The following is a 23,586-nucleotide window of genomic DNA, read 5'->3' on the forward strand; positions in this document are numbered from 1 at the left end:
GGTATACATACCTCTTCGATTCGGCTACTTCTTCTTTTTCAACTCTTCAACAAGAGAATTTGATGTTGTGCCTGTGAGTCGCGTCTTCGTTTCGACTTCAACATTCACAGATAACTTTGTAAACAACTCCTGCCAGTTATCCTTTATTTGTTGCCAACCCTTCGGATCGTTACGATGAATCACTTCACCAAACCCGAAAATATCAGATTGATATTTCGCTTGAACTTCATGAATGGTATGTTGGATAAGCTCTTTTAACTGCTTATTGGATCTTTCTTGAAGACCTTCAATCGTTTCTAACTTCATCAAGTCAACTTGACATTTGACCTCTGCCACGTTTTGTTCAACCAGCAGCCGAATATCGATTTGAGGCTCCCCGTTCTTGATGACACCTTTCATATTTGACTTTGTATTTAACACTTCGAATGAGATCTGTCCGCCATCCGCGCACGTCACATTGCCAATCGTTCGTTTCACATTACCCTCAATATAATTGTAACCTTTGCTATCTGCTTCATCTAACCAGCCGACCAGCTTATCTTTTTGAAATACCGCCAACCCTACTAAGCGTACATTGCCATTTGGCGTGGTTGATTCCAAATTATCCAGTGATCTGCCCACCTTGAGATCACCTGTTCTTTCAATGCCAGATAACACTGGATTTTTGCCTTGGCTGACCAAGTCAGTAATGAGTTCGTCTAGTGTGATTGTCGTCGTAGGCGCCCACTCTCTAGACGATACGCGTAAAGTGTCAAATAGACTGTTGGATGGAATGGGTTCTAGTGCCGTCAAGATTGACAGGACATCTGCTCCTTTTCCTCCTTTTGCAATAATAATGGAGAAATCATTTCTAAATTCGTGATCACGGGAGATATAATCTAAAGTGTCCGCAATGCCTACCCGAGCTAGTGATTCCCCAATGGCTAGAACACGCAGATGCGAAACATAAGGTTTTCTAGGACAAACCGTCATCATTTTTCTTAGAGCTTCAGCTAACGTATCTGCTTTACTTTTATACATGATGGCAGGAATGCGAGTTGATCCCCCCTTGGCATTAATTTGTTGTGGTTCAACTACTTGAATAGATACTTCAATCTGATCATCACTGTTATCAATGGCCATTCCTACCACAAATGCCAAATCAGTTAACTCGTTACGATTCCAACAACCGGTTAGAACAATAACGATCCCCATAAACAAGAGAGCAAGAACTCGCTTTCTCACAATAGGCTAACCTCCCTCTGGATTCCTTGTAGGTGGAGATGGCGAATCCGTCTGTTCACGAATCATGTTATGCTTGTTCAGTATCCGAGGCCGGGAAACCATCCCCCACCAAGGTACCCGTATAATGGTATCCTTGTTATCCTTTAACTGAAAGGGAGCAAAAGGGCTGAGATAAGGGACGCCAAATGATCGTAAACTACCCAAATGATGTACCAAAATAATTACCCCAATGATAATACCGTACAAGCCAAATGAGGCGGCAAGTGCCATCATCGGAAATCGAAGCATACGAACGGATACAGAAATAGTGAAAGCAGGCACAGCAAAGCTTGCAATTGCCGTGATAGAAACAACGATAACCATGGCCGCTGATACGAATCCGGCATCCACAGCAGCGGTACCCATAACCAATGTTCCGACAATACTAATGGCGGTCACAATCGATTTGGGCATGCGCAAACCGCCCTCACGTAATATTTCAAAGGTCACTTCCATAATCAATGCTTCTATAAAAGCAGGAAAGGGAACTCCCTCTCGCTGCGCAGCCAAACTAATGAGGAGTAACGTTGGCAGCATTTCCTGGTGAAAGGTCGTAACGGCAATGAACAAAGATGGACCTAATAAAGCAATACAAAATGAGCTATAACGTAAGATGCGAATAAGGGTAGAGATATCCCAGCGCTGATAGTAATCCTCTGCGGCCTGTAAGAAGGAGACAAGTAATGCGGGCACGACGAGCACCACCGGTGTTCCGTCGACGAGTATGGCTACTTTCCCTTCTAACAGCTCGCCAGCAATAACATCCGGCCGTTCGGTGTTGTACACGGTTGGGAATGGCGTATACGTTTTATCCTCGATCATATCCTCGATATAACCGCTTTCCAATATCCCATCAATATCGATTCGATCTAGCCGACTACGGACTTCTTCTACAATGGAATCATCAGCAATTCCTTTCAAGTACATAATCGCAACATCGGTTTGCGTGACTCTTCCTATTTTTCTAGATTCCATCCAGAGATTAGGATCTTTTATCTTTCGGCGAATTAAGGCCGTATTCGTTCTAATATTTTCAGAAAATCCTTCCTTTGGCCCGCGCATAACCGTTTCATTGGAGGGTTCCGTAACACCACGTTCATTCCAGCCACGCAGACCAATGACAATGCCCTGTGTGTGTCCGTCCAACAAGAGAATGACATCCCCAGATAATAAAGAGGTGTAGAGGGATTTGAAATCAATGACGTCATGAACTTCTCCAACAGCTAGGATACGATTTTTTAATTGCTGCATAACCGAATTCTCGGTGTCCGCTGTTGCGGTCGATTCAAAGTGCACTTCAGGTAATAGTGAATCCCGGATAAAATTTTGTACTGAAATGGCATTGGAAAGTCCATCTGTATAGAAAATACAAGCCTTAAGTGCTCCTTCCGTACCTAGGATGAACTCCCTAGCTACAAGGTCTGAGCTGTTGCCAAGCTTTGTCTTTATCTCTTGTACATTATCCTGCAGATCCGTATACAGTAGGTCGAGTGATGCTTCCATACCTGAACTGTGTGGCTGGAGCGAACTATGATTAGAACTTCTTTTGGTTAATTTCTTAAAGAGATCCATCATGTAATCCTCTCAGATCATTTTTTTTAATATTTCCCATAATCTCCAATATTATTTGTGATTTGGGCCCTACTCTTCCCATGACTTTATTTCTAAAACAGCTTTTACAATTCGCGATATGGGTAATAATTGAAAGAAGATACCTTAACAACAAGATAGGGGACTTCGATGATAAAAGAGAAAATCAATAGCGGACAAATGTTTGCATGGATGATGATGTTTGAAATAGGCAACGCCATTATCATTAACATCGGTATGGAAGCCAAACAATCTGCCTGGATCGTTATTCTACTAGCGATGTTAGCTGGGGTTGCTACTTATCTGTTCATCTATGTCCCCCTATTTCGCTTATATCCGAATCACTCCTTTACCAAATATACGCAACTCGTTTTTGGTAAATATGTGGGTTGGCTCCTTAGTTTCTTCTATCTTGTTTACTTTACTTATGTATCCGGTAGAAACTTAATGGATTTCGGTGCGCTTACCTCGACGATTTCCTATAATGAAACCCCCATTTCCATCCTTAATGGCATCATGATTCTTGCACTAATCTATGGTTTAACTAGAGGTATTGAAGTGTATGTTCGATCCGTTGAGATCTTTTTCAGTTTATTTATTGTCGTTTTTATCTTTGGTGTTCTCCTCCTTATCATTTCTAGGCAAATGGAGGTGAATAACCTGAAGCCCATAATCGATAATGGATGGAAACCCATTTTCCATGCCGCATTTCCTCTCGTATATACGTTTCCCTTTGCTGAAATGGTCACGTTTACGATGTTTTTACCGTTCTTGAATAACTCCCAAGCCGCTGCAAAAGTCGGTGTCATTAGTATCTTACTTTCTGGCCTGATCTTAAGTCTAACGACCCTTCTCAATGTGGCTGTTCTCGGTGTCTACCATACGCAAAACGCTGTATTCCCCTTAATTGAGACCATGGGCGAAATCAATATCGGCGAATTTTTACAGCGCTTAGATTCACTTGTTGTCATTATTTTCGTGATCACTAGCTTTTTCAAAGTAGGCACTTTTTTTCTTGCTGCCATTATTGCAGCTTCTGATATATTTCAAGTGAATAACTACCGAAAACTAGCCCTGCCCATTGGAATCGTCATCCTGCTATCTTCCATTCTCATGTCCTCGAACTTCGTCGAGCACCTCGATGAAGGTTTGAATGTATTGCCTCGCTATATCCAACTTCCCATCCAGACGGGGATTCCCTTACTGATCCTACTTATTGCGCTATTTCGTAAACACATCGGACGTGGTGCCCGACAAGAACATGATCAAAAGGAATAAGAAAGAACATACAGTTACAAATGGCTGTATGTTACTTTCCGTCCAATACACGGTCAGTTGGCCGAACGTTTAACCAGCTCTATCCCGTTAACGGGAAGTTCAATAACCCCTTTCAAGAACTCATTGGAATCCAGATGTGTATAACATTGATCGTCCAGAGAAACTTGCGTCATTTTCCCGCTAAAATTCATAATAAACAGATAATCAGTCACACCGTCTGTCCGCACCTGAGCAGTGACTCCTTGTGGGAGATCCGTGTCTATGGCACGAGCAACGCCAGTTTGTTTGATGAGTTTACTGTAAAAAGCCTGTAGAAAATCCGACTTCATCCGCGTCGCCATATGATATGCTTGACCATCGCCGAATCGATTCACTGTGAGCGCCGGCTGGCCTGCATAGAAGCTATCCGTATACACACCTAGAACCTCTGCTCCCTCCGTGTGAATCATTTCGCAAATCTCATGTGACTCGAAAGTCCCCGTCAATTCGAGAGGATTGGCAGGTGACAGGGCTACCCCATTCCGATCGTGATCATATAGACCTTCAATCTCCTCAGCCCAAATACCTAGCGTTTTACGGAGCGGACCGGGAAAGCCGCCTAGATGGCATAGGTCGTGTTCGTCAACAACGCCTGACCAATATGTTGTGACCAGCGTCCCACCCTCAGCGACGAATTGTTCGAGCTTTCTCCCCGTTTCTTCCCGGCATAGGTATAACATAGGCGCAATAATAAGCTTGTAGGGGGATAGTTCGTCCTCAGAACCAATGACATCTACGGCTACGCCTTCCTCCCAAAACGCTCGGTGATGTGCAAGCACGGTTCGTTCATAATGAATGCCCATATTGCGTGGACCTTGCGCATCTTTGATCGCCCACCGATTATCCCAATCGAATAGAATCGCTGTCTCAGCTCGCGTCGTCGTCCCGACAATTTTTGAGATATCAGATAAAGTTTGCCCTAGCTCTGCTACATCTTTAAATACGCGTGTATGTTCATGCCCAACATGGTCAACGACGGCACCATGGAATTTCTCGCTGGAGCCTCGACTTTTACGCCATTGAAAATATTGCACAGAATCTGAGCCATGCGCTACAGCTTGAAGTGAGGAAAGCCTGTGCATGCCTGGTTGTTTCAGCTTGCTGACCGGCTGCCAGTTCGTCAAGCTTGGCGTGCATTCCATGAGCAGAAAAGGCTTTTGTTTCAATGAACGGAACAGGTCGTGATAGAATGCAACTGTAGCTGCCAGCTCACTGTCATCCTGGTGTTCATGCCAAGTAGGGTAAGCATCCCAGGAAATGACGTCCAAAATATCGGCAAACTTACGGTAATCCAAGCCTTCAATTAAGTGCATGTTGGTCGTTACCGGCAGGTCGGAATTTGCTCCCCGAATGGCATCAATTTCATGCTTGCAGAAGTCGACGGTTTGATCTGTAACGAATCGACGCCAATCCAAATTATGAGCGTGTACCATGCTCTCGCCATGCGGTGCCGGAGATTCGACCTGATTCCAGTCCGTGTACGTATGCGCCCAGAATGACGTCCACCATTTTGCGTTAAGTACTTCGAGCGTTCCGTATTTCTTTTCCAGCCAATCTCGGAAGGCATTCTGACAATACTCACAATGGCAATCCCCACCAAACTCATTGGAAATGTGCCAGCCGATAACTGCTGGATGCCCCCCATAGCGTTGAGCCAGCTTCGAATTCATGATCGCTGTCTTCTCTCTGTACACAGGGCTTGTGTAGCAATGATTGTGCCTGAGGCCATGCAAATTGCGTACGCGATTCGCTTCAACTCTTCTCACTTCTGGATACTTCTCAGACATCCAGGCTGGCCTTGCTCCACTCGGCGTTGCTAGCCATGCATAAATGCCATTCTCTGCAAATGTATCCAGTAGCCTGTCCATCCATTCAAATGTGAAGGTTCCCTCTGTTGGCTCTAAAGCCGCCCAGGCAAAAATTCCAATCGCCATCACATTGCAATTAGCAAGCTTCATTAATCGGATGTCCTCTTCCAAAATTCGCGGATCGTGCAGCCATTGGTCGGGATTATAATCAGCACCGTGCATCAAGACCGGCAGTTTCGAACTTATCGGTGGAATCTTACGAGACATCCAAATCACTCCTATTTCATATCGCTATGACTTCATTATTTATTTTGATTATAGGGGAAATAGTTACTATACTAGTAGAACAGAAGATATCAAAAATCGTACAATATGAACATGGTGGTGAAGTCAACATGATGCCATTTCTAATTGCTGAACTAGCAACGCTTGATAACTTAGTCCCCCTTTATGTGTATTGTGTTGGCAGCCATGAACAGAAGCAGCTTTTGCGACCTAATGGCTATCCTGCTCATCAGCTCTTCCTATGTCGCAGCGGCAAAGGCATTTTCCAGATTTCTGGCACACGTGAAATGGAAATGAGTCCCGGTACCATGCTCATTCTTCCTGCCAACGTGCCCCACGAGTATTTCCCAGCACCAGGGGAAGACGTATGGGAGCTAGGTTTCGTGGCTTTCAACGGCACATCAGCCCCTACATTTGTAGACCATCTTGGCAGCCAGATACCCACGCAACTCAACGAGACCCTGTTTCATGAGCTATGGCATAAGCTTGAGTCCTTGTGGCATCTGCTCAGCTTAAATGGCGAAAATAGCTACTGGGAAGCGTCCCGGCGGATGTACGATATGCTCTTACATATCCTTGAAAGCCAAACTAGCCCTGAGCTGAAGCAACGTGTCCATGCAGCAGGGCAACCTAATATCGCTCTCCAAGAAGCGATCAAGCTAATCCACGACCACTATAACGAGCGCTTGCTGCTCGCTAACTTGGCGAGAACAGTCGGTTACTCCATTCAGCATTTTAACCGACTATTCATCAGCAGCTATGGCGTTACGCCGCAGCAATATATTCAACAAATTCGCATGCGCCGCTCGATCCAGCTCCTGCAGGATCACCCTGGCATCTCCATTGAAAAAGTAGCACAGCAAATGGGCATGGAGACCAGCTATTTCATTCGTATCTTCAAACGAACCTATGGCCAGACCCCCAAACAATTTATCAAAAAATGATCATTTACGGTGACGAATGGTGATTCAAAAAGAGATGACAAAGAGCGTCATAATCATCCGATTATGACGCTCCTTTATTGTTGTGTTATAAATATCTTCTAATTATTTTTCTTGTTTACTCGTTTTATTCAGCATCAGCTTGATTGGCGCTATCAGTAAGAACACAAACATAAAGATCAAAAGAACATGTTCCGGTGCTGACATTGCGCGAAAATGATTCATCATATTATCAAGGGAGTGATACAAGCTAAAGCCGAGGAGGATATCCATCTCAATGACGAATACGATATTAAATACCAGTACAATAACAAATATACCGACAATTTTCATTATTCCTCCCCCTTCGCTGTAAATGTTCGTGTTACCATTAACCTAACCTAAAATTTCGTTTCTACACCTTTCCCTACAAAATTGTTGGCACGGTGCCAGCCATGTTGACTTCAAATAGGCGAAGTGTTATACCTGTTAGGGTACATTAAATTGCGGAATGCATGCGCTCCGTTTCCAGGAGGAATTTATGATGAATCATCACTTTTTTGCCTATCTATATCGTCTCAAATATATCGACCGCTGGAGCCTCATGTGGAACATGCGCCGCGAGAACGTAGCCGAGCATTCCTTCTACGTAGCTTCTATTGCTCATATGCTGTGCACAATCTCCAACGAAGTCTATGGTGGCAATGTACCCACGGACCGCGTTGTCTCCATCGCCTTGTTCCACGATGCCTCTGAGGTGCTGACAGGTGATATCCCTCAGCCTGTCAAACACAACAATGAGCAAATTCTGCGGAATTTCCGCGAGATCGAGGACGTAGCTGTAGAACGTTTAATCAGCACGATTCCACCTGCGCTTAGCAACATCTACCGCGGCCTCATTCAAGATCCCGACCCTGAGCTCTACCGCTGGGTCAAAGCCGCTGATTTGATCGAAGCCTACATCAAATGTCTAACTGAGCTCTCTACCGGTAATCGAGAATTCGTCGTCGCCAAGCAGCAAGTGCTCGACAGTCTGAAGAAGATGAACATGCCGGAAGTCGATTACTTCTTGGAGCATATGAGCGCATCTTTCGAGAAAACATTAGACGAGATTACGTTAGATATCGCGGATCCGAGCTAGGATTTCGGATCTTTCACACAAAAGAACCTCTTATCCCGCATAATCCATGCGTTGTAAGAGGTTCTTTGTTTGTGTACATGTATCGACTATCCCAAAATTTGAGGATTTGTCATAACTAGAATAGCTAGGATAACTGAAATAGAAGCGATCCAGCTGAATGTTTTGATTTTAGCAGCATCCGTTGCCGTACTTTTCCCTGCTGCACTGTTCGCTTTTAACTTTTTGATGCGACCACCGATCATTCCTGTTACAGCCCCAACAATCACTAGAAGAATAACAGCTACCGCCATCCACAAGGCAGACGGCATAGGATCGATTTGGCTTACCATCGCTCCACCGGAAAGGAAAGTAACAATCAATGAGAATTGACCAACACGATTCATCGTAGATAGCAACCCCATGAAGCTTTCTTGTCCTGCTCCAGATAAGCTTGCAGCTCGTCCCACAATGAAAGGGAAAACAACATAAGAGCCCAGCATTAAAGCACTAATTACATGTAAAAAAATCATAACCTGGTACATTGAGTCGACCTCCGCAATTTTAATTAGAATCGTTCTCTTTTAGTATACAGAATCGGCATGAACGTAACAAGAAAGCGATGTCATATATTCCGTAATTTCACCATATCTCCATAAAAATGTGACTAAATACGCAGAAAACACCAGCACGCGCATCGCAACATAAAAAAGACCAACCTCCTATAACTTAGGAAGCTGGCCATTGCTTATTATCTTGATTAACCCGAAACAACTTTAATGACATTACGTACGGATTCCGCTGTTTTGTCCAAAGCTGATTTCTCAGCTTCTGTCAATTCGATGTCCATGATTTTCTCGATGCCGTTAGCGCCAAGTACCGTCAGAACACCCATGAACAGGTTATCATACCCATACTCGCCCTCGAGAAGTGCGATTGTCGGGATGATCCGTTTCTTGTCTTTAAGAATAGCTTCGGTCATCTGCACAAGGGAAGCAGCTGGTGCGTAGTATGCACTACCGTTACCAAGCAAGTTAACGATTTCGCCGCCGCCAGTACGAGTCCGTTGCACGATGGCCTCAATGCGATCAGCTGGAATCAGCTTCTCGATGGGCACACCGCCTGCGTAGGTGTATCGTACGAGTGGTACCATGTCATCGCCATGTCCGCCGATAACAACCCCTTTTACATCCTCAACGGACACGTTCAACTCTTGCGAGATAAACGTTAAGTAACGGGCTGTATCTAGAACTCCGGATTGACCAATAACACGATTTTTCGGGAAACCAAGTGCTTGATAAGCGACATACGTCATCGCATCTACAGGATTACTCAAGATGATTACGATCGCATCTGGAGCCACTTCTTTCACGTTCTCACATACGGATTTCACGATACCCGCATTGGTGTTAACGAGATCGTCGCGGCTCATCCCAGGCTTGCGAGCGATACCTGCTGTGATGATGACAATGTCGGAACCGGCTGCATCCGAGTAGCTGGATGTACCCGTGATTTGAGCATCATAGCCTTGCACAGGACCTGCTTCCAGCATATCAAGTGCTTTGCCCTTTGTAGGGTTTTCTAATTGCGGTATATCGAGTAATACAACATCACCAAGTTCTTTTTGAGCTAGCATTAGAGCAGTAGTAGCACCTGTGAAACCCGCGCCAACAACGGTAATTTTATTACGACGAATAGCCATTTAAAATATACCTCCTCATAACTTTTGTCTAACTCAACGATAGGTAAAAATTAAGCCATGTTTTTGATGATTTCGTTCGCGAACTCGGAGCACTTAATTTCTTTAGCGCCTTCCATCAAACGTGCGAAGTCATAAGTAACGGTTTTGTTGTTGATGGATGTTTCCAAACCTTTGTAGATCAGTTCAGCAGCTTCCAACCAACCAAGGTGCTCAAGCAACATGACGCCTGAAAGGATAACGGAACCTGGGTTAACAACGTCAAGACCAGCATATTTAGGAGCTGTACCGTGAGTTGCTTCGAAGATCGCGTGACCAGTCAAGTAGTTAATGTTTGCTCCTGGAGCGATACCGATACCACCAACTTGTGCAGCAAGTGCATCAGACAGGTAGTCACCGTTCAGGTTCAATGTCGCGATTACGTCGAAATCAGTTGGACGCGTCAATACTTGTTGAAGAGCGATGTCAGCAATCGCATCTTTTACGATGATTTTGCCAGCAGCTTCAGCGTCTTTTTGAGCTTTGTTTGCAGCTTCAGCGCCTTCTGCTTCTTTGATACGATCGTATTGTGCCCATGTAAATGTTTTATCAGCATATTCACGCTCAGCCAACTCATAACCCCAGTTTTTGAACGCGCCTTCTGTGAACTTCATGATGTTACCTTTGTGAACCAATGTTAATGTTTTACGGCCATGTTTGATTGCGTACTCGATTGCAGCGCGAACCAAACGCTCTGTACCTTCGGAGGATACTGGTTTAACACCAATCCCTGAAGTTTCTGGGAAACGGATTTTGTTAACGCCCATTTCGTTTTGCAAGAATGAGATTACTTTCTTAACTGCTTCGGAACCAGCTTCCCACTCGATACCTGCGTAGATATCTTCTGTGTTTTCACGGAAAATAACCATGTCAACTAGCTCAGGACGTTTAACTGGGGATGGAACACCGTTGAAGTAACGAACTGGACGGGAACATACGTAAAGATCAAGCTCTTGACGAAGTGCCACGTTCAGGGAACGGATACCGCCACCGATTGGTGTAGTAAGTGGTCCTTTGATGGACACGATGTATTCGCGCATAGCTTCTAATGTATCATTTGGCAACCAGCTGTTGAATTTGTTGAAAGCTTTCTCACCAGCGTATACTTCGTACCAAGCGATTTTCTTCTCGCCTTTGTATGCTTTCTCAACTGCAGCATCTAGAACGCGTACGGAAGCTGCCCAGATGTCAGGACCTGTACCGTCACCCTCGATGAAAGGGATAATTGGGTTATTAGGGACTTGAAGTACACCGTTTTCGATCGTGATTTTTTGACCTTCTGTTGGAAGTTCGTAAGTTTCGAATTGTGGCATGATAATAGTTCCTCCTCAAATTTGTCTAAATGGTTGCTTCTTATATGATGTGCATAACTAGGCACACAAAAAGTGACGGGTGTCACAGTACTCCCCCCAGATGAACTGGGGCTCAGTACGAAACGCCCGCACCTTGAGCTTAAATAGCTTGAACAATTAGCGTTGGCTAATTGGGATATATTTTTGGTTAACTGGACCTGTGTACTCTGCGCGAGGACGGATCAAGCGGTTGTTCTCGTACTGCTCAAGAATGTGAGCTGCCCAACCGGAAGTACGGCTGATCGCGAAGATCGGTGTGAACAAGTCACGCGGGATTTCCAATGTTGTGTATACGGAAGCCGAGTAGAAGTCAATGTTTGGCTTCAAGCCTTTAAGACCTGTTACCAACTCGTCTGCTTTAATGGACATTTCGTACCACTTCAAGTTCCCAGTCAATTTGCCAAGCTCATAGGACATTTTTTGCAAGTGCTTCGCACGAGGATCGCCGTTTTTGTATACGCGGTGACCGAAGCCCATGATTTTGTCTTTGCGCTCTAATTTGCCGTTAATGTAAGGAACAACATTCTCAACTGTACCGATCTCTTCAAGCATAACCATAACCGCTTCGTTCGCACCACCGTGAAGAGGTCCTTTAAGCGTACCGATAGCGGAAGTAATACCGGAATAGATGTCAGTCAATGTTGCTACCGTAACACGCGCCGCGAAAGTTGATGCATTCAATTCGTGGTCAGCATGAAGTACTAATGCTTTATCTAAAGCTTCAATCGCAACTTTATCTGGCTCTTTGCCAGTCAGTTGGAACAAGAAGTTAGCAGCTACAGAAGCATATCCTGGGGAAGCTACTGGCTCTTTACCTTCGCGAATGCGTGCGAAAGCTGCGATAATGCTTGGAATTTGTGCTTGCAACTTGATCGCTTTGCGCACATTGGATTCCATGCTAGCATCATTTGCCTCTGCATCATACAGGGCAAGTGCAGAAACCGCTGTACGAAGCGCCGCCATGGAATTTACATCTTTCGGGAATGTACGAATGAGGTCAATTACCGCATCTGGTACTTTGCTGTATGAGTTCAGGTCACTTTGCAATTTCTCAAGCTCTGCTTGAGTAGGCAATTTGCCGAACCAAAGTAAGTAAATTACTTCTTCAAAAGTCGCATTTTCTGCGAGGTCATCAATATCAATCCCGCGATACGTAAGCACACCATCTACAATGGAGCTGATCGACGAGGTTGTGGCTACAATTCCTTCTAAACCTTTGGTTGCAGACATGGGAATCTCTCCTTAGCTACTCTATTAGCATAATATTGCTGTTTTCTTCTTTTAATAATAAAGTATTTTACTTGGTAAGTGAACAAAAGGGGTCATAGAAGTTCATTATCACTATCATAAGATTTCTTTTTGGCGAAAACTTTCACACCATGATTCGTGCAACTGGTTCCAAACACACGATACAAGTTTTTGTTAATTTCACCGAATTATTCAGTGAACGCGGAAAAATTTGTAGAGCAAGTACGAGATTGATACAATGTAACTAATGAATCCGTGAAATGAGTTGAAAGGAGCGACATAATGAGCAACCATGCAACTAGGATTGGCATCATCGATATTGGTTCCAACTCCATCCGACTTGTCATATATGAAATTAATGCCCATGGCGCTTATCGCGTCGTAAGTGAGCATAAAGATTCCGCAAGACTTAGTGAACGTATGGGTCAAGATGACATTTTACATAACAAAGATATTATATCAATCGTTCCTATCTTAACCCACTATGCCAGGTTATGCCAGTCTCAATTTGTTACAATTGTGCGAGCAGTTGCAACTGCAGCAGTTCGAAACGCTGCTAACACGGCTGATATCGTGCGAATTCTTGAGGAACAAACTGGACTTCGCATTGAAGTATTGAGCGGATTTGAAGAGGCTCGATTTGGTTATTTAGGTGTCGTCAATGCCATGGATATTCGCGATGGCATGATTATTGATATCGGCGGAGGCAGCACAGAAGTCTCGTTACTAAAGGATAGAGAGTTAGTCCAAAGCGTCTCCTTTCCTTTCGGCGCTGTGAATACGACTCGCCAATATATGAAAGGCGCTAACATAACGGAATCCGAAATCAACAACATTCGCCAAATGGTCCTTGAAGCAATTGCTTCTCAGCCATGGATAGCCCAGTCTTCAAATCTTCCGATGGTTGGGCTAGGAGGAACGATTCGCACCCTAGGTAAAATGAGTCGTAAGCGCAATAAATACCCTCTCCAGCTCGCTCATAATTATGTCATGAAGCTGGAAGAGCTTCGGGAATTTTCAGTTCTTTTATCCTCATTGCCTATTGAAAAAAGGAAGAAAATTGACGGTCTCGCCAAAGAGCGAGCTGACATTATGGTACCTGGTCTGATTATCCTCGAGACGATCTGCGAAGCAGCCAAATCCTCTTCTTGTCTTGTTAGCGGATCTGGACTTCGTGACGGGCTTTTTTGGGAAACTTTTCATCCGGAGCAACCGATGAAGGCTGACGTGTTAGAAGCGAGCCTCCATAACATCCTCATGCTTCATCCGAATGCCTCCGTCACACATGTCCGGCATATCGATGCTTTTGCATTACAGATGTACGACGCGCTTTCACCACCTACAGAGTTGGAATCACGCAGCAGGCTGTTACTGCACACAGCAGCGCTACTATACCGCATTGGTGTCAGTGTGCATTTCTACCAGTACCTCAAGCATACGGAATATATGATTCAGGAAGCCCATATTGACGGTCTAAGCCATCGGGAGATCGTCCTTGCATCGCTGATCGCCACCTTCAAAACAAAAAATCGGACCCAGCAGCAGGCACTTGTATACAAGGACCTGTTACTGGAATCCGATATTACCTTAATCGTCAAGCTCGGTGCGATTCTAAAGCTTGCAATGGCCTTGGATATGAGTGAAACTCAGCCAATTCAAGAACTGACTATCCTTCGTAAGGGTAACGCGATGAATCTTCATATGCGTTGTGTGCACAACCCTTATTTGGAGCTTAAGGAGTTTCATGCATTTACGAAGGATTTTGATAAAATCTGGGGACTCAAGCTTGCGGCTCAAGTCGAAGTTTCTTCCATGAAGTAATCCGCATGGCCTCGAACTGGCTCCGATAAGGGGTCAGTTCATTTTTGATGCGTGTGTACATCCCATTCGACATGAGCTCTCTTGCCTTCACATTATCATGAAGTGTCACATTCAAAATCTGAATCATCATTTTCTTCATTTCACGATCCAATACGGGACACATCAACTCAATCCGCCGCGTTAAATTCCGCGTCATCCAATCTGCAGAAGACAGATAGACGTCGACACGTCCCCCATTTTCGAAATAATAGATCCTTGAATGCTCAAGAAAACGATCTACAATACTCCGAACAGTAATATTCTCACTGAGCCCTGGCACTCCCGGCCGCAAGCAGCACACACCGCGAATGATAAGTTCAATCTTCACACCAGCTTGAGACGCCGCGTATAACGCATCCACCATTTCTTGATTGGACAGTGAATTCATTTTGGCAATAATCTTTGCAGGACGGCCAGCTTGCGCATGTTCAGATTCACGCGCGATGAGTTCAAACAACTTATCTTTCAAATCCGTTGGAGCTACCGCAAAAGATTGCCAATCATGTGGATCCGAGTAACCTGTAATTTCGTTAAAAAGGGCAGAAGCGTCTTCACCAATAACACTATTGGAGGTGAACAAACCAACATCCGTATATAGCCGTGCTGTACTATCATTATAGTTACCTGTACCGACATGGACATATCGGCGAAGTGTATGTTCTTCTTGCCGCACGACGAGTGTAATTTTGGCATGTGTTTTGAGTCCCACGAGGCCGTATACGACGTGACAACCTGATTTCTCGAGCATTCTTGCCCATGCAATATTCCGTTCTTCATCAAACCTAGCTTTCAGCTCAACGACCACCGTCACTTGCTTACCTGACTCTGCTGCTCTTGCTAAGGCTTGAATAATTGGCGATTTACCACTCGCTCTGTAGAGTGTCATCTTGATCGCAAGTACGTGTGGGTCATAAGCCGCATGAATGATAAAGTCCGTCACAGCATCGAACGTTTCGAACGGATGATACACGAGCACATCTTTTGCCTTGAGAATCTCGAAGAATTCATCGGAATTCGCTGTATCTTCAAATTCAATGGGATACTTAGCCGCAATGCGCGGATAGCGAAGATTATCAAATCCATTCAATGAGTTGGCTAACTTCATAAAATAGGTAATATCTAGCGGCCCATCAATCTCAAATATTTGTTCCTCAATCTCAAACTCATCCTGCAATTGCGCTAAAGCATAGGGATGAATCCCTTCTTGGACCTCCAACCTCACAGGAGAGCCCCAGCGTCTGCGCCTTAGCTCCTTTTCGATCTCCTCGAGTAAATCCTCCGCTCCTTCTTCATTAAGCGTTAGATCCGCATTTCGCGTCACTCGGAAGCCATGCACAGAAATAGGTATGTAACCACTGAAAAGAGACTGAATATGATGCTCGATTAGCTCTTCCAGTAGAATAAACTCGGTCTTTTTGCTATTCGAACGTGCAGGTACGGGGATGCAGCGGGATAAATTACTAGGAATTTGAACAATAGCAAAGAAAGGTTCTTCATCCAAATCATCGCCCTCACGTACAAGCAACACGGCCAAATATAAGGATTGATTATGGACAAGAGGAAACGGGCGACTCTGATCGACAGCCATCGGTGTCAGTACCGGGAAAATAATATCATGATAGTAGGCGTCCATGGCCTTCTTCTGAGACGTGTTCAAATCTTCATACTCCGTAAAAACGATGCCTTCTTTTCCTAATAGCCGCGTTACTTCACGGTACGTTTTGTACTGCTCTGTTACCATTTTGGCCGTGCGTTTCATAATGCGCTTAATGAGTCCTGCTGGCGTATAGCCAGTGAAATCTTTTTTGGTATAGCCAGCCTTAATTTGATCCTTAAGTCCTGCGACACGAACACTCATGAATTCATCGAGGTTGCTTGATACGATCGACAGAAATTTCACACGCTCTAGTAGTGGCGTACTCGCATCTTGCGCTTCCTCAAGCACACGCCAATTGAACTCAATCCAGCTCAAATCACGATTAATGTACTTGGTTGAGATCTCTTTGAGTTCTTTGAGTTCCTTAACATCCTTCAGTTCCGGTTCGCGCGCAATACTCATAATTCCTCCAGTATTTTCCCTTTTTTTAGTCATCTACTCTCTCCATTGTACTATGCGTCTGAGGGGGCGACAATCCAATTCCCTGTATTTCAATATATTAAGATTTTGTAAATAAGATGATATTTCCGTATTTATCCACGTTCATGTTACAATAAAAATGACTGATAACAAGGAGTGATTCCTACCATGGGTATCCTAAATCCGCGACTGGTTCACCAAATTTTCAGGGGTATATGGGTGGCAATCATACTATTCATAGTGGCCATTGCCTTTTACTATATCATTCCTCTAATTTACCCCTTTATTTTTGGTTGGATCATTGCTCTTATGCTTAACCCGCTTGTTAATTTTTTTCAATTCAAATTAAAACTGCCCAGATGGCTGTCGGTTTCGTTATCCATGCTCTTATTCTTAGGTGCCATGGTTACCATCATTACGTTACTTGTAGCCAATATTGTCGTTGAACTGGGCTCACTTGCGGATACGATTCAACTGCAAATTAACCGGTGGGTAGAAGAATTTAATGTGTTTATTAATTCGGTTACCTTCCAACAATGGATTGAGCGTGTTAATGAATTTTTCGAAAATAACCCGAAATATCAGGAGACGGTTAACACCAATCTCTCGTCCACCGCAGGTTCAATAGCCGATGTTAGTAAATTGGTCATCACCTATATCTTTGCGGCACTCAAAGGTTTCCTAACCTCGCTGCCGAATATTGCGACAATCACGATCATTGTCATGTTAGCCACCTTCTTCATTAGCAAGGACTGGTATGGACTTATCAAACGCTACAAAGGTATCTTCTCGGATGTCATCGTCAAAACGACGAAGTTAATTCGAACGGATTTGCAGAAAGCGCTGTTCGGATATGTAAGAGCTCAGTTAATTCTAGTTTCCTTAACCGCCCTCGTGGTCATTATCGGTCTGCTTGTGCTGCGAGTTGACTACGCCATCACCATCGGTTTATTGACGGGTTTGGCTGATCTAATGCCGTATTTAGGAACAGGTGCGGTCATGGTGCCATGGATCCTCTATGTATTCTTTGCGCAAGGCAATATCATGCTGGGTATTGGACTTAGTATTCTGTACGGCGTTATTGTCATCGCGCGGCAAATTATGGAGCCCAAAGTATTAGCCTCTTCCGTCGGCTTGGATCCCTTAGCCACATTAATCGCCATGTTCGTTGGTTTAAAGCTATTCGGCCTATTAGGACTCATCGTTGGTCCTGTATCGCTTATCCTCATTACCGCCTTCTATCGTGCGAGAATCTTTCATGATATCGCAGCCTACATACACAAAGGCTCGGCACCTCCGGAATAGGAGGATGACCGAGCCTTTGCTTTGATAATAAGCTTATCGACGACGAATGATGTGCATGTTGCCTTTACCGATTTGCTTGCGAATGATTGCCAGCAAGAGTACCTTGAATATCGGTCTTGTATACGGAAAAACGAGCAAGAAACCAAGAATATCCGTAATGAAGCCTGGTGTAATGAGCAGAATCCCTCCAAGGAAAATACAGATGCCATCTAGGATTTGCTGTGCGGGCAATTGCCCCTGCGACCACTCGAACTTCGCATATTCCATGACCTTGCGTCCCTCGCGCTTAGCAAAGTAAGCACCTAGAAAGCCACTTGCTATGATGAACAGGAAGGTCATCCAACCTCCGACTAGATGTCCTAGCATAATTAACAGTGTAATTTCAACGGCTGGTACGAGTATTAATAGAGCAATAATCCATCGAAACATACGTTCACACTCCTTCGGAATTCTTCGTAATGAGCTGCCACAATTCTGGCGCTTCCTTCTCTATACGTACTGGCCTCCAAGAAGGATTCACCCAAACATGACTAGTTGTGCCCGTCACCAATAATTCTTCGGTAAGATCGTCATGAATTCTGCGAATTTCATAGGCGAATTGCAGCCGAATGCTGCTCGTTTGAATGACCTGCGTATAGATGCCCACAAGATCATCGTAACGTGCTGGCTTTTTGAACTTGAGATCCGCTTCGGTTACGGGGAGTAGTAGCCCCTTTTCCTCTATTCGACTATAGGGATATCCCAGAGATCGAATGAGCTCAGTGCGTCCAATTTCAAACCAAGTCAAATAGTTGGCATGATAGACGACCCCCATTTGATCCGTCTCCTGATACCGCACTCGCAGCTGGTGCCCATGCCACCGTTCCTGATTCATGTTAAATCCTCCTGCTATAACTTGATACTTCCATTATAACATAGGCATCGCCTGAGCTTGGAATTTGGCGTCATAGACGCAAAAAGAGTGAAGCAAGATTGCTCTCGCTTCACTCTTTATATGACTTACAGAACGCTCGCTTGACCTGAGTAGATTACGCCTACTTCTGGGTAAATCGAAACTTCTGTACCGTCTTTAATTAATTCTACTGCATTTTCCACGCCAACAATGACAGGAATCCCAAGGCTAAGTGCAACGACAGCCGCGTGAGACGTAATGCCACCCACTTCGGTAATCAAGGCCGATGCTCTTTGAACAGCTGGCATGTACTCTTTATCCGTTGAAACTGTTACAAGTACAGCGCCATCTACCATTTTCGCGTTAGCTTCTTCTGGTGTACGTGCTGTTACAACAGTTCCTGTCGCTGTTTGCATACCGATGCCTGTCCCTTTGGCAATCATCTCACCAACGTGATGAACCTTGATCAGGTTCGTTGTTCCAGAGCGGCCAACTGGCACACCTGCTGTAATAACAACGATGTCACCAAGGGAAACGATACCTGTTTTGATGGAGCTTTCTACCGCTAGGTTGAATAGCTCGTCCGTTGTTTTCGCTTCTACGCCAATCACCGGAATAACGCCCCATACGAGGGATAAGCGACGAATCACTTGCTCACTAGGTGTTACTGCGATAATCGGGGATTTTGGACGGTATTTGGAAACCATACGCGCCGTGTAGCCACTTTCAGTAGCTGTCAGAATCGCTTTCGCACCTAGCTCTAGTGCCGAGTTCGCTACAGCTTGCGAGATTGCTTCTGTAACTGTCACTTGTTGCGCTTGTGCTTGACGAAGGAAGATCTCTTTATATTCCAAAGCCGCTTCTGCACGCTCAGCAATACGAGCCATCGTTTCAACGGATTCAACTGGGTATTTTCCAGCTGCTGTCTCACCGGACAACATCACAGCATCTGTTCCGTCAAATACCGCATTCGCTACGTCACTTGCTTCCGCACGTGTAGGACGCGGGTTACGTTGCATGGAATCGAGCATCATTGTAGCCGTAATAACCGGTTTACCTACAATGTTACACTTTTTGATCATTTGCTTTTGAACAACAGGAACGTCCTCAGCAGGAATCTCAACGCCAAGATCTCCACGGGCAACCATCAAACCGTCGGAAACTTCAAGGATCTCGTCAAGGTTGTCAACGCCTTCTTGGTTTTCGATTTTGGAGATAATTTGGATATGCGATGCGTTGTGACGCTCTAACAATTCACGAATTTCCATGACATCACTTGCTTTACGCACGAAAGAAGCTGCGATGAAATCTACACCTTGTTCAATACCGAACACGATATCATTCGCATCTTTTTCGGTGATACCTGGAAGACTGATTTTCACGCCTGGAACGTTTACACCTTTTTTACTTTTGATCGTTCCGCCATTGACGATACGGCATTCGATCTCAGTTCCGCGAATATCAACAACCGTAAGACCAATTAAGCCGTCATCGATAAGAATCGTGGATCCAACTTTAACGTCACGCGGCAGATCAGAATACGTAACTGAGATACGGTCTACATCCCCTAGAATTTCTTCGGTTGTCAAAATAATATGCTTGTCCTGAACGAGCTCAATTGGCTCTTCTTTTAGCTTACCTGTACGGATTTCCGGTCCTTTGGTATCAAGCAAAATAGCAGCTATTTTACCAGTCTCGGCGGATGCAGCGCGAAGGTTGCGGATACGTGCACCGTGCTCTTCAAAATCTCCATGGGAGAAATTAAGACGAGCGACGTTCATGCCCGCTAGTAGTAGTTTCTTTAAATTTTCTTGTGATTCGCTTGCTGGTCCAATCGTACAGACAATTTTCGTTTTACGCATGGTTACTGTTACCCTCCTGATTGAATGTGAACCGACCGATATCTCTAAATTTCCGGTAACGGTCCTCAAGCAGCTCCTGTTCGTTCAAACTTAGCAGTTGCTGAAGCTGTTCCCAGATCGCTGATTTAATGTGTTCGGACTGTGTGGCTAAATCCCGGTGAGCGCCGCCCTTAGGCTCAGGTATAATCCCATCGATAACACCTAGCTCAAGGATATGATCAGCCGTAATTTTCATTGCTTCTGCTGCGTGTAATGCTTTAGAAGCATCTTTATAAAGAATCGAAGCTGCGCCTTCGGGACTAATAACCGAATAGATCGCATTCTCCAACATTAACACCTTATTTCCTAGACCTAACGCCAAGGCACCGCCGCTGCCACCTTCACCAATGACGATACAGATGATCGGCACACGAAAAGAGGCCATTTCCAGCAAGTTTCTGGCAATCGCTTCTCCTTGACCGCGCTCTTCCGCAGCATTCCCAGGGAATGCCCCCTTCGTATCAATAAAGGTAACGATAGGACGCTTAAATTTGTTAGCTTGACGCATCAAACGCAGCGCTTTACGGAACCCTTCTGGATGCGGACATCCAAAATTGCGAGCGATATTGTCCTTCGTATCTTTCCCTTTTTGATGCCCAACAACCGTCACGGGTATGCCGTTCAGTTTGGCCAGACCACCAACAATTGCTAAATCATCGCCATATAAGCGATCCCCATGAAACTCAATGAAATCTGTAAATATCGTATGAATATAATCGATTGTCGTCGGTCTTTGCGGATGGCGTGCCAGTTGCATTTTCTCCGCTGACGTCATCGTTGTATAAAGTTCATCCTCTAGTTGCACATATCTTTCTTCCAAACGGCGAATTTCCTCTGAAAAGTCAATTTGCTTCTCTGCACCAAATTTACGCAGTTCGGCAATCTTGCTTTTCAGCTCCGCCAGCGGCTGTTCAAACGGCATTTCACCCGGCATCAGTCGCATCCTCCTTCGTTCCGTGCATGTCGAGCAGCTTAATTAACGTCGGTCTCATATCCTTACGACAGACGACCTTGTCGAGCTGACCGTGCTCGAGATTGAATTCAGATGTTTGGAAATTATCAGGCAGCTTCTGCTTAATCGTTTGTTCGATTACACGGCGTCCGGTAAAACCAAAAGACGCAGCCGGTTCTGCAATAATAATATCGCCAAGCATTGCAAAACTTGCTGAAACCCCACCAAAAGTCGGATCTGTAATAATAGATATGAATAATCCGCCTTCTTCGCTAAGCTTGGACAAAGCAGCACTCGTTTTGGCCATTTGCATAAGGCTTAGAATACTTTCTTGCATACGTGCGCCACCAGATGTGGAATAAATAAGAATCGGAAGCTTTTTCTCAATCGCAATTTCGACGGCTCTCGTCATTTTCTCACCAACAACGGAACCTAGCGAGCCTCCCATAAAATCAAAGCTCATCGCAGCAACGATAACCGGATATCCGCCAATTGTGCCTTGACCCGTCATAATGGCGTCCTGAAGCTTCGTTGCGTTCTTAGCTTTGTCCAATTTCTCGACATAATCAGGAAACTGCAAAGGATCTTCTGAAATCATATCGGTATCAAATTCAACAAATTGACCTTCATCGAGCGTAAGTTGGATCCGTTCGGATGCGCTTAAACGATAATGATAACCGCAAGACGTACACACTTTAAGATTCTTCTCAAGCTCTTTGCTTGTTTGAATCGTGCCACACTTCGGACATTTATTCATTAAACCCTCAGGAATTTCCCTTTTCGTTCTCTCGGAAGGAATCGTTGCATATTTTCGCTTTTGAAATAAATCCTTTAGCACATTTCCACCTCTACTTGGCTATGATCTATATTCCCTGACAAGCCACGATTCTTAGTTCTACTTTAACTATCTATGTAAAATAGAATTGAGCACTTCTTGTACTTCTTCCAGCTCCCCTTCGGGAACTACAATTTCAAACTGATTTTTGGATAAAGAGATGCCTCGTACTTGAACCAGAAAGCCTTCTTCCGTCAGCCTCTGTTTAATCCGCTCTGCAATTTTCGCAGTAGGAGCTATATAGATCACCGTCCACATGAATAAACCTCCTATGACGTGCAACTACAACCACTAAGGCAATTAAGCTATGACGAGACGATAATCCATGCATAGGAACACACAATGCAATAATGATAGCATAATTCCACTTTTGCCCGCAACAGAGCACATCATGGAAACGAAAATAAACGACTGCACAATCCACTATGGACGTGAGCGTTTATCTAGAAATATAGGTAATTTATCACGTAAAACCTATCATTTGTATATTTAAAGTAAAGACTGAACTCATTAGTCCAAACGTTGCTTAGAGCTATAATCAGGCGCATGCTCATTTTGATGAGCAATTCTGGCTGAAGCCGCTGCTGCTAATCCACAAACTAAGTCATCTAGAAAAACATGCACGCTGCTTTTATCATCGTTCAATGCGCGAATAATTCCTATTTTTTCCTTATCTAAATAACCAAAGCTGGTTAACCCAATCATCCCGTAAACATGCACAATGCCAAGTGCCAATGTCTCGTCTACCCCATACAAGGGTTCATCTGCTTCAAGAATAGATTGCAGCGGTTCCGGCAGGAGCTTCTTCTCTGCTAATTCATCTAGGGCAATCCCTGTGTAGAGGGTATATTGCACTTCTCGCTTCGAAAGCACTGCCATTACGCTGTCTGCACATTCTTCAATCGTAAGTTGATCATTATACGGCTTCTGCAGCTTATACACGATCTCTGACACTTGATCCACGGACACGCCGCGTTTCTGGAGTAGTTGGATCATATGTTGTTCGGTCATAAATCCTCCTCCTAGCATAGGGATGCTTATATGAAAAGTAAACCCGGGTTCCTATTCATATGCGGAGGAAGTTATCTTTACTACTCGCTTGCGCACAAGAAATGTGCGCTAGGGC

At 44.6% G+C, this 23,586-nt stretch carries 21 protein-coding genes; 5 read left to right on the forward strand and 16 right to left on the reverse strand.

The window, feature by feature from the left end; all coding sequences use genetic code 11:
- Positions 1–24 precede the first annotated feature (24 nt).
- On the reverse strand, positions 25–1,224 hold the full coding sequence (locus J2736_RS20270; RefSeq protein ID WP_310500404.1) for a Ger(x)C family spore germination protein: 1,200 nt from the start codon (positions 1,222–1,224) through the stop codon (positions 25–27).
- 6 nt (positions 1,225–1,230) lie between these two features.
- Complete coding sequence (locus J2736_RS20275) at positions 1,231–2,835, reverse strand: spore germination protein (protein ID WP_397341234.1); 1,605 nt, start codon at positions 2,833–2,835, stop codon at positions 1,231–1,233.
- A 168-nt stretch (positions 2,836–3,003) separates the two neighbouring features.
- Between J2736_RS20275 and J2736_RS20280 the strand changes: the two genes are divergently transcribed.
- A complete protein-coding gene (locus tag J2736_RS20280; protein ID WP_310500405.1) occupies positions 3,004–4,131 on the forward strand; it encodes a GerAB/ArcD/ProY family transporter in 1,128 nt (375 codons plus the stop codon).
- Between the two features lie 53 nt (positions 4,132–4,184).
- Here J2736_RS20280 and J2736_RS20285 read toward each other — a convergent pair whose 3' ends face one another.
- A complete protein-coding gene (locus J2736_RS20285) occupies positions 4,185–6,245 on the reverse strand; it encodes a beta-galactosidase (RefSeq protein ID WP_310500406.1) in 2,061 nt (686 codons plus the stop codon).
- Between the two features lie 128 nt (positions 6,246–6,373).
- Between J2736_RS20285 and J2736_RS20290 the strand changes: the two genes are divergently transcribed.
- The gene (locus J2736_RS20290; protein WP_310500407.1) at positions 6,374–7,207 is read left to right on the forward strand and encodes a helix-turn-helix transcriptional regulator; all 834 of its coding nucleotides are present in this window, start codon (positions 6,374–6,376) and stop codon (positions 7,205–7,207) included.
- Between the two features lie 102 nt (positions 7,208–7,309).
- Here the strand turns inward: J2736_RS20290 and J2736_RS20295 are convergent, their stop codons facing one another.
- On the reverse strand, positions 7,310–7,537 hold the full coding sequence (locus J2736_RS20295; RefSeq protein ID WP_310500408.1) for a hypothetical protein: 228 nt from the start codon (positions 7,535–7,537) through the stop codon (positions 7,310–7,312).
- 190 nt (positions 7,538–7,727) lie between these two features.
- Between J2736_RS20295 and yfbR the strand changes: the two genes are divergently transcribed.
- Positions 7,728–8,324: a 5'-deoxynucleotidase gene (gene yfbR / locus J2736_RS20300; protein ID WP_310500582.1), complete on the forward strand. Its 597-nt coding sequence runs from the start codon at positions 7,728–7,730 to the stop codon at positions 8,322–8,324.
- 86 nt (positions 8,325–8,410) lie between these two features.
- Here the strand turns inward: yfbR and J2736_RS20305 are convergent, their stop codons facing one another.
- The 4 genes from J2736_RS20305 to citZ all read right to left on the reverse strand — a co-directional run bounded on the left by J2736_RS20305 (position 8,411) and on the right by citZ (position 12,620).
- Positions 8,411–8,845 carry a hypothetical protein gene (locus tag J2736_RS20305; protein ID WP_310500409.1) on the reverse strand — a complete coding sequence of 145 codons (435 nt, stop codon included), beginning with the start codon at positions 8,843–8,845 and terminating at the stop codon, positions 8,411–8,413.
- A gap of 215 nt (positions 8,846–9,060) precedes the next feature.
- Positions 9,061–10,002, reverse strand: coding sequence for a malate dehydrogenase (gene mdh / locus J2736_RS20310; protein ID WP_310500410.1), 942 nt, complete (start codon positions 10,000–10,002; stop codon positions 9,061–9,063).
- A 50-nt stretch (positions 10,003–10,052) separates the two neighbouring features.
- Positions 10,053–11,351 (reverse strand): NADP-dependent isocitrate dehydrogenase, encoded by a 1,299-nt coding sequence (icd, locus tag J2736_RS20315; RefSeq protein WP_310500411.1) that lies wholly within the window; start codon positions 11,349–11,351, stop codon positions 10,053–10,055.
- Between the two features lie 156 nt (positions 11,352–11,507).
- Positions 11,508–12,620 (reverse strand): citrate synthase, encoded by a 1,113-nt coding sequence (citZ, locus tag J2736_RS20320; protein WP_310500412.1) that lies wholly within the window; start codon positions 12,618–12,620, stop codon positions 11,508–11,510.
- Positions 12,621–12,920: 300 nt separating this feature from the next.
- Between citZ and J2736_RS20325 the strand changes: the two genes are divergently transcribed.
- Positions 12,921–14,459 (forward strand): Ppx/GppA phosphatase family protein, encoded by a 1,539-nt coding sequence (locus J2736_RS20325; protein WP_310500413.1) that lies wholly within the window; start codon positions 12,921–12,923, stop codon positions 14,457–14,459.
- Here J2736_RS20325 and ppk1 read toward each other — a convergent pair.
- The gene (gene ppk1, locus J2736_RS20330) at positions 14,419–16,557 is read right to left on the reverse strand and encodes a polyphosphate kinase 1 (RefSeq protein ID WP_310500414.1); all 2,139 of its coding nucleotides are present in this window, start codon (positions 16,555–16,557) and stop codon (positions 14,419–14,421) included. The two genes, J2736_RS20325 and ppk1, sit on opposite strands and share 41 nt — an antisense overlap.
- Before the next feature lie 237 nt (positions 16,558–16,794).
- Here ppk1 and ytvI point away from each other — a divergent pair, with 237 nt between their 5' ends.
- Positions 16,795–17,880: a sporulation integral membrane protein YtvI gene (gene ytvI / locus J2736_RS20335; protein WP_310500415.1), complete on the forward strand. Its 1,086-nt coding sequence runs from the start codon at positions 16,795–16,797 to the stop codon at positions 17,878–17,880.
- Positions 17,881–17,913: 33 nt separating this feature from the next.
- Here ytvI and J2736_RS20340 read toward each other — a convergent pair whose 3' ends face one another.
- From J2736_RS20340 to J2736_RS20370, 7 genes are all read right to left on the reverse strand, one after another.
- Positions 17,914–18,309 carry an FxsA family protein gene (locus J2736_RS20340; RefSeq protein WP_310500416.1) on the reverse strand — a complete coding sequence of 132 codons (396 nt, stop codon included), beginning with the start codon at positions 18,307–18,309 and terminating at the stop codon, positions 17,914–17,916.
- A gap of 4 nt (positions 18,310–18,313) precedes the next feature.
- On the reverse strand, positions 18,314–18,754 hold the full coding sequence (locus J2736_RS20345) for an acyl-CoA thioesterase (protein WP_310500417.1): 441 nt from the start codon (positions 18,752–18,754) through the stop codon (positions 18,314–18,316).
- Positions 18,755–18,879: 125 nt separating this feature from the next.
- Positions 18,880–20,634, reverse strand: a complete 1,755-nt coding sequence (gene pyk / locus J2736_RS20350; protein WP_310500418.1) for a pyruvate kinase — start codon at positions 20,632–20,634, stop codon at positions 18,880–18,882.
- Positions 20,627–21,607 carry an acetyl-CoA carboxylase carboxyltransferase subunit alpha gene (locus J2736_RS20355; protein WP_310500419.1) on the reverse strand — a complete coding sequence of 327 codons (981 nt, stop codon included), beginning with the start codon at positions 21,605–21,607 and terminating at the stop codon, positions 20,627–20,629. Before J2736_RS20355 ends, pyk begins: the two co-directional genes overlap by 8 nt.
- A complete protein-coding gene (gene accD, locus J2736_RS20360; RefSeq protein WP_310500420.1) occupies positions 21,597–22,463 on the reverse strand; it encodes an acetyl-CoA carboxylase, carboxyltransferase subunit beta in 867 nt (288 codons plus the stop codon). The genes J2736_RS20355 and accD overlap by 11 nt, the downstream gene beginning before the upstream one ends.
- 66 nt (positions 22,464–22,529) lie before the next feature.
- Positions 22,530–22,718, reverse strand: coding sequence for a hypothetical protein (locus J2736_RS20365; protein WP_028554922.1), 189 nt, complete (start codon positions 22,716–22,718; stop codon positions 22,530–22,532).
- A gap of 252 nt (positions 22,719–22,970) precedes the next feature.
- Positions 22,971–23,471: a phosphatidylglycerophosphatase A family protein gene (locus J2736_RS20370; protein WP_310500421.1), complete on the reverse strand. Its 501-nt coding sequence runs from the start codon at positions 23,469–23,471 to the stop codon at positions 22,971–22,973.
- Positions 23,472–23,586 lie beyond the last annotated feature (115 nt).

The organism is Paenibacillus qinlingensis (genome assembly GCF_031455095.1).
GTDB lineage: Bacteria > Bacillota > Bacilli > Paenibacillales > NBRC-103111 > Paenibacillus_E > Paenibacillus_E qinlingensis_A.

Coding starts and splice junctions, on each gene's coding strand:
- J2736_RS20345 (WP_310500417.1), bottom strand. CDS start 18,754: ATGAATCAGGAACGGTGGCATGGGCACCAGCTGCGAGTGCGGTATCAG.
- J2736_RS20355 (WP_310500419.1), bottom strand. CDS start 21,607: ATGCCGGGTGAAATGCCGTTTGAACAGCCGCTGGCGGAGCTGAAAAGC.
- J2736_RS20340 (WP_310500416.1), bottom strand. CDS start 18,309: ATGTTTCGATGGATTATTGCTCTATTAATACTCGTACCAGCCGTTGAA.
- J2736_RS20280 (WP_310500405.1), top strand. CDS start 3,004: ATGATAAAAGAGAAAATCAATAGCGGACAAATGTTTGCATGGATGATG.
- J2736_RS20305 (WP_310500409.1), bottom strand. CDS start 8,845: ATGTACCAGGTTATGATTTTTTTACATGTAATTAGTGCTTTAATGCTG.
- citZ (WP_310500412.1), bottom strand. CDS start 12,620: ATGTCTGCAACCAAAGGTTTAGAAGGAATTGTAGCCACAACCTCGTCG.
- ppk1 (WP_310500414.1), bottom strand. CDS start 16,557: ATGAGTATTGCGCGCGAACCGGAACTGAAGGATGTTAAGGAACTCAAA.
- J2736_RS20365 (WP_028554922.1), bottom strand. CDS start 22,718: ATGTGGACGGTGATCTATATAGCTCCTACTGCGAAAATTGCAGAGCGG.
- J2736_RS20370 (WP_310500421.1), bottom strand. CDS start 23,471: ATGACCGAACAACATATGATCCAACTACTCCAGAAACGCGGCGTGTCC.
- J2736_RS20290 (WP_310500407.1), top strand. CDS start 6,374: ATGATGCCATTTCTAATTGCTGAACTAGCAACGCTTGATAACTTAGTC.
- J2736_RS20325 (WP_310500413.1), top strand. CDS start 12,921: ATGAGCAACCATGCAACTAGGATTGGCATCATCGATATTGGTTCCAAC.
- mdh (WP_310500410.1), bottom strand. CDS start 10,002: ATGGCTATTCGTCGTAATAAAATTACCGTTGTTGGCGCGGGTTTCACA.
- icd (WP_310500411.1), bottom strand. CDS start 11,351: ATGCCACAATTCGAAACTTACGAACTTCCAACAGAAGGTCAAAAAATC.
- pyk (WP_310500418.1), bottom strand. CDS start 20,634: ATGCGTAAAACGAAAATTGTCTGTACGATTGGACCAGCAAGCGAATCA.
- J2736_RS20285 (WP_310500406.1), bottom strand. CDS start 6,245: ATGTCTCGTAAGATTCCACCGATAAGTTCGAAACTGCCGGTCTTGATG.
- yfbR (WP_310500582.1), top strand. CDS start 7,728: ATGAATCATCACTTTTTTGCCTATCTATATCGTCTCAAATATATCGAC.
- J2736_RS20275 (WP_397341234.1), bottom strand. CDS start 2,835: ATGGATCTCTTTAAGAAATTAACCAAAAGAAGTTCTAATCATAGTTCG.
- J2736_RS20295 (WP_310500408.1), bottom strand. CDS start 7,537: ATGAAAATTGTCGGTATATTTGTTATTGTACTGGTATTTAATATCGTA.